Annotated in this window: 6 protein-coding genes and 1 tRNA gene; 1 reads left to right on the forward strand and 6 read right to left on the reverse strand. The window is 47.5% G+C overall.

Translation table 11 applies throughout. The features are described from left to right. Positions 1-93: 93 nt before the first annotated feature. The 6 genes from QUB51_RS29845 to QUB51_RS29870 all read right to left on the reverse strand — a co-directional run bounded on the left by QUB51_RS29845 (position 94) and on the right by QUB51_RS29870 (position 4766). On the reverse strand, positions 94-1029 hold the full coding sequence (locus tag QUB51_RS29845; RefSeq protein ID WP_333053289.1) for a HAMP domain-containing sensor histidine kinase: 936 nt from the start codon (positions 1027-1029) through the stop codon (positions 94-96). 25 nt (positions 1030-1054) lie between these two features. Continuing rightward, positions 1055-1648, reverse strand: coding sequence for an L-threonylcarbamoyladenylate synthase (locus QUB51_RS29850; protein ID WP_333053290.1), 594 nt, complete (start codon positions 1646-1648; stop codon positions 1055-1057). An 81-nt stretch (positions 1649-1729) separates the two neighbouring features. Further along, the gene (locus QUB51_RS29855) at positions 1730-2710 is read right to left on the reverse strand and encodes a HemK/PrmC family methyltransferase (RefSeq protein WP_333264495.1); all 981 of its coding nucleotides are present in this window, start codon (positions 2708-2710) and stop codon (positions 1730-1732) included. A 133-nt stretch (positions 2711-2843) separates the two neighbouring features. Further along, the gene (locus tag QUB51_RS29860) at positions 2844-3662 is read right to left on the reverse strand and encodes a Tic22 family protein (RefSeq protein WP_333053292.1); all 819 of its coding nucleotides are present in this window, start codon (positions 3660-3662) and stop codon (positions 2844-2846) included. Positions 3663-3814: 152 nt separating this feature from the next. Continuing rightward, positions 3815-3888, reverse strand: a tRNA-Pro gene (locus QUB51_RS29865). A gap of 326 nt (positions 3889-4214) precedes the next feature. Further along, positions 4215-4766: a GNAT family N-acetyltransferase gene (locus QUB51_RS29870; protein ID WP_333053326.1), complete on the reverse strand. Its 552-nt coding sequence runs from the start codon at positions 4764-4766 to the stop codon at positions 4215-4217. A 649-nt stretch (positions 4767-5415) separates the two neighbouring features. Between QUB51_RS29870 and QUB51_RS29875 the strand changes: the two genes are divergently transcribed. Beyond that, positions 5416-6141, forward strand: a complete 726-nt coding sequence (locus tag QUB51_RS29875) for a hypothetical protein (protein WP_006631881.1) — start codon at positions 5416-5418, stop codon at positions 6139-6141. Positions 6142-6254 lie beyond the last annotated feature (113 nt).

The raw sequence follows: 6254 nt of genomic DNA on the forward strand, positions 1-6254 counted from the left end.
TCAATTACGCACTTGATTTAGCTAAACACTTCATCTTATCATGTTTGAGGTTGAAATTAAGATGCGTTTACCCTGGTGGCCGAACTTCCTTCATCACAAAGTTGCCAAAGGAATAGAACACTGAGTCCGGTTAAAATTGCACTCTTCGGACTCAGAAGGCACAGCCAGAACCTCCAACTTTCCGCTCATCAAACTTAAAAGAGTCTGATTCATCAATAACCTCATTCCAGAAGACACCTGAGAATTATCGCTGCTCTTGGTAATATCACACTCCAAATTGTGCTTCAGCAAATCCCAAGACTCGCTCCAAGCACTCACTGAACGCTGATCGTCCACCCAAATGTGAACGCATCCAGATTCCGGCGAAGCATGGGCCGAAACAGAAATACTCCCCTCCTCCATCTGAGCAACAGCAGTATCTACCAAATTGACTAAAACTTGCCTAAACCTCGGCAAATCTGCCAATACATAAATCCCCGGATCTGGCGGCAATATCTCCAAACGAATGCCGCGATTAGCAGCTTGCAAGTAAGTTAAATCATCAACCTCGTCAAAAACCTTAGCTAACTGAATCGGCTCAATATCCATCCTTTCAGTGCCGTGTTCAGTTTTAGCAACAGAGATAATTTCATCTATTAATTTCACCAGCTTGAGTGCCGCGGCGTGAGCTTGCTCGACAAACTCTCGTTCCTCAGCAGGATCGTCGCACAAATCCGAGAGAATTAATTGCAGCGTACCAATCATAGTGCTCAGGGGCGATCGCAACTCGTGAGAAGTCCGAGCCAAAAAACCCGCCTTAAATTGGCTCATCTCCGATGCCATCTGATAAGCCAATTGAGTTTGCTTAAGTTGCTCGGAAAGGGCATCAAACTTCTCTAAGTGAATTTCTTGAGGAGGTGGGGCCACTTTGGGCGCCGGTTCGGGCTGTTGCGAGCTTTTTTGCCGCAGGCGCCAAATCAAACTGCTTCCCAAACCCAGCCCCAGTCCCATACCTAAATATATAAAGTTGCTCCAGCCGATCGGCGCCATATTGCTTTGCCTTGGAGTTTAGCTTTTAGCATTCTAACTCGATCGCGCCTTGTCGCAATATTTCCCACTCGCTGCCCGTCCATTTAGCCACAGTCGAAGGCAAACTCGAAGCTGTTGTCGCTGTTGCTAATTCAGAAGGAACTAATGTCAAGACTTCGGGAAACTGAGCCTCAATTTCTGCCACCGACTCCAGAGGCGGCTGGCCGGATAAATTAGCACTGGTAGTAGCCAAAGGGCCTGTCTGCTCTAGAATCTTTAGGGCAAGGGGAAAGTTAGGCACTCGTACTCCGATTGTAGTTGGGTCGATCGAATTCATGGCCGCCGGGACTTTTGGCGAAGCCGGCAGTACCAAAGTTAACGCCCCCGGCCAATAGGATTCGGCTACTTGCTGCCACAACTTTAACTCTGCTGGACTTCCCTGCACGTAGGGCCACAAGGCCCTCGCCGATGCCGCCATCAAAATCAGGGGTTTGTCTTGACTGCGACGTTTAGCTGCAAAAATCAACTCCGAGCGATCGGGACGCGCAGCCAAAGCGGGTACAGTATCTGTAGGAAAACTGACGATATGATTACCAGAAATTGCCCCTTGAACTAGGGAGTCGATCGAAACTTGTGTCATGCCATTTTAGATTTTAGATTTTAGATTTTAGATTTTAGATTTTAGATTTTAGATTTTAGAAGTACGACATATTCTTGAAACCTAACGTCGATACGCTAAAGCAAACCGATCGATCCCTGCTAAATCAGAAAATATTTGAACTTTGCCATAACTCCCATGACTTTCCAGCATATCAGCTACCGCCTCAGCCTGTCCCGCCATCATCTCAACCAGCCAAACTCCCCCCGATTCTAAATAATCGGGAGCCGTTTCTACCAAATGCCGGATGCACTCTAACCCGTCAAAACCGCCGTCTAATGCCAGATGAGGTTCGTGCTTCAAAACTTCCGGTTGCAGAGTCAGTACCGTGCTGCTGGGAATGTAAGGGGGGTTAGAAACCATGCCGCTGACTTGACCTTTGAGAAATTCTAGCGGTTCCCACCACAAACCTTGATAAAAATTAATTCGCGATGCAAAACCCAAATTCTCAGCATTCAGTCGAGCCACTGCCAAAGCTTCGGAACTGCAATCTACCGCATAAACCCTAGCATTTGTCAACGCAGAAGCCAAGCCGATCGCGATCGCCCCGCTGCCCGTTCCCAAATCCACCCAATCCGATTTGGCAAATTCTCCCCCCCGAAGCTCGGAGAAGTTTAAATCTTCTCCCCCCCTTAGTAAGGGGGGGTTGGGGGGAGTAGATTTTTGATTGATATTTTCTGCTTCTAAACGGCTTTTCACAGCTTCCACAGCCAAATCGATCAGCAATTCCGTTTCAGGACGCGGAATTAGCACCGCCGGCGTTACTTTTAGCGAAAAATGTCGCCAATGTGCAACTCCCGTTAAATACTGCACCGGCACCCGTTCCTGCAAGCGCCGCTGCCACAATTGAGCAAGTTCCGATAAAGACAACTTTAATTCAATTTTTGGCAAATCTTTAAACGACTCCAAACGCAGAGCCAACCTATCCAAACCAGCCAGCTCTTGCAGCAGCCAGTCGATTTCTGCTAGGGGAATGTCATGGGCGATCGCCTCTGTTTTAGCTTGATTCACCCACTGCCAAAGCTCTAAACCAGAAACAAACATAATACTTTTTTGGAAGGGGTAATTGTTAATTGCTAACTGGTAATTAGTAATTAGTAAATAGTAGGCTGAGTCGAGAAACCCAACCTACTAATTAATAACTGATGACTGATGACTAATGACTGCTGACTAACTATTAGCGAGCCGGAGCTGGAGCCGGCCGAGCTGGAGCCGGAGCAACCTGTGGATTTTGGCCCGCACCGGCAGGTTGGAGCGATCGGACAAATTCCAGGGACTCCCGCGACGGAACCAAAATCATTTGGGTCAAAAACGGGTCGTTTTCAGTACGCAAAGCTTCCAAAACGCTCTCCAAGTTCACCACCTCAATCTTAATTGTGGCTGTCACGTTGGGCTGCTGCTGCTTAAAACGATCGACCATTCCCTGTAAATCCTCCTTGTTAAAAAACAAGGGAATCACCTCTTGCTGACCCCGCTGAATCGTCAAATAACCATTTTCTGCGCCGCCTCTTGCCAAAAACAGAGGTACACCGTTGAACTCATTAACTTGTTGACCAGTCTGCTGAAGTACAGTTTTAGCCGACTGCACCTGCTGCGGAGCGGGAACGAAAGCAAATTGCACTTCCTCCGGCTTACCTTTATTTGCTTGAGTGAGCTGATAAATTTCCCCCAGCGACACCGGCATCACGCGCACCGTGGCCGCCAACTGAGGATTTCTGGTTTTCAGTTGATCGACAAAAGCTTGAGCGTCTTTCTGGCTGATGAAAATTCCCGCCACAGAAGCATTACCAGTTTGACCCTCACCCTGCTTGGGAACAGAAGCGATCAGGGGCGCACCCTGAGCGTCTGTAATCGTAAATACCGGCACCGAGCGCAATTTTTCCAAAATTTGCGGCTCCGGCAGTGCCAGTGCAGACATCTTGCCAATTGGGGAGGGGCCCAGCAGAGTGCTGCCGACAATTCCCAATATTGCGCCCAAACGAACTAATGATTTCATGTTTTTTCCATCAGGAGCGATCCTGAAACACATTAACGCAAAGACTCGCGCTTTCACACGATCGGCAAAAACTGCCTCAATTTGTTTTCATTTTGACGAAATGTAAACATCAGAGACAGTTATGCTTCAATCTATTATTTAACATTGTGCGATCGGGATGACAGGATTTGAACCTGCGACATCCTGCTCCCAAAGCAGGCGCGCTACCAAGCTGCGCTACATCCCGGTGTTATAGTTAGCTAACCTCTAACCATTAACACACAAAACCGCTTGCTTGTCAAGCTTTATTAAATATTTAGCTCTCGATGGAGCTAAGGCGAAGTTTTTTTCAGGTTGTGCGGTTTGACGCCACCCAAAAATCGATACCAGCCCCTGACTCCTATCGCGATCTGCTCAAATCGACTGACAATACTTGCACAGCTTTATAACTGCCCTGATGCCGGGATACATCCAAGCGTAACTGAGGGCAGCGCACAGGTGCAGTCGGTGTTGGCAGCGTCAATATTGTATTGTAGATCCTCAACAAATCAACGCCTACCTGCACCTCGCTCGCTAATCAGGATACCAAAACATACCTTTAATCCCCTCTGGATCGGACATAAAGCCCAAATTGCGGTAAAAATCCACCACATGAGGGTCAGCAAATAAGGTAATGTTGCTGATATCTTCACTGCGGAGTTTTTTAATGATGTATTTCATCAGCGCCTTGCCCATGCCCTTGCCCTGGTAGTCGGGATGAACTACCACATCCCAAAGCGTGGCATTAAAAGCATGGTCTGAAGTCGCTCTGGCGAAACCCACCAGCCGTCGCTGGCTGCCCCGCATCTCCCACATAGAGACGACTAGGAAGCTGTGCACAATAGCTTTTTTGACTTTACGCAGGGGACGGCGGGACCAACCCACTGCATTACAAAGTTCTTCGAGTTCGTAGAGGTCAATGTCCCGATCGCAACTGAAAAAGATGCGAGCGTTTCCGCTGGCGGGCTTGCGAAACGTTGGGGAAAGCGGATCGCCTAACCCAACAGCCACATCTTCCTCAAAATCCGCTGTTTGGGGTACAGAGGCAGACTCAGAACTACTAAATAAGTTTTTCCAAAAACCCATGCAGGCGCGGTTAAGGTAGTAGAAGTTGGACGACGAGAAAGAGAACCAGACAGATAAACCCACTCCGATCGGCGTAGGATCAATTGCCGGTAGCCTCTTGAGGAACAGTTTACGGTACACTCATCTTACGCCGAAAACAGGGATTTGTCGTCCAACATTGAGTCTGCGCTTTTTTTATTCTGTCAAGTCTGGTAGAACTGTTCTGCTAGCCAGTGCCCAGACAACCCGCTTTTAAGGTAAAATTTGTTGCCGAACCAAGACAGAGGCATTTTGGGAAATGCTTCTTTTGAGTGCCGCCGATCGCGCCGGAACTTATACCCTTGGTGGAAAATACCACTGGAATGGCGCAACGGTGACATTCTCGTGATAAGTTCTCTGACCACGAATTTCAAAGGTGGTACAAGCCCCCGGATTTATCCGTGGAATCAATCCAAAATCGAAAATCGAAAATCCTCAAGCCCCCGCATTTATCCGTGGGGTCGCCTCTAAAATCTAAAATCTAAAATCTAAAATCGATTGACAGATTTGACTTTTGCTTTTAGTGAGGAGACGGGCACAATTTAAGTCGAATCGTCGAATCGAAAATCCCATTGCCATAAGGCATGGAAGAGTCAATACCTAGTATATCTCCCGCACCTTCTCCTCAATTATGGCTTCGGGTTTAAAACCATCTACACTAGAACTTCTCAAGCGCTTTAACCGAGCGTTTCCGCAGTTTTATGAGCAATTTGTCAGCAGCGAAATCCAGTTGCAAAACCTCAAATTAGCTTACCAGCTTTACAAAACTCGGCAAGCAGTCATCGAAATCCGAGCCGAAGGTAACAAAAGTGCCCTGCATTTTGCTTACCGGAACCAGTCTTTTCTACTGAGCGATATTTTTGGAGTGCTCGCGGCCTACGGGCTGACAATTCACAGTCTGAGTCTGTACGGTCAAATTTACCCGCCCATGCTGGTATTTATCAAATTGGTCGTATCTCGCGGTGGCAAGGTACTGGCAGATAAAACAGCAGAAAACGTCTGTAGAGCCGTTCGAGAGGCATTGGCGGGGCATTTTGAGGTTGAAGAGATGTTGGCGGTGGAATTTAATTTAGACGCGGGTTTGGAAGATGTGGCAACTGAATTCTACGTCGATCCTGTTTTCCACTTGCCAGCTTTGCTGATTGAAGCAGATAATCAACCTGGACTTTTTTATAAAGTTATGTATGCCATCTGGCAAGAGGATTTGTTGGTCGTAAATGCTAATTTGCTAGTTTGGCGGGGGCGAACTCGCCTGATTCTCTACTTGTTGGGGCCCAATGAAAGTTTAATTCCCGAATATCTGGGGCAAAAAATCGCTGAGGGGGTGCGACAAAGATTGCTAGGCGAGCGATTTTAGGGCAAGCTGCCGATGCTCCCTAAATAACTCGATTTCTATAAGGATCGCGAATTAAATAACTTACAATTTTAATTGTTATTGTGGGAGGGGCCTGAAAGCCCGTCCTTTTTGGA

Origin of the sequence: Microcoleus sp. AT8-A3 (assembly GCF_036705675.1) — a bacterium.
Lineage (GTDB): Bacteria > Cyanobacteriota > Cyanobacteriia > Cyanobacteriales > Microcoleaceae > Microcoleus.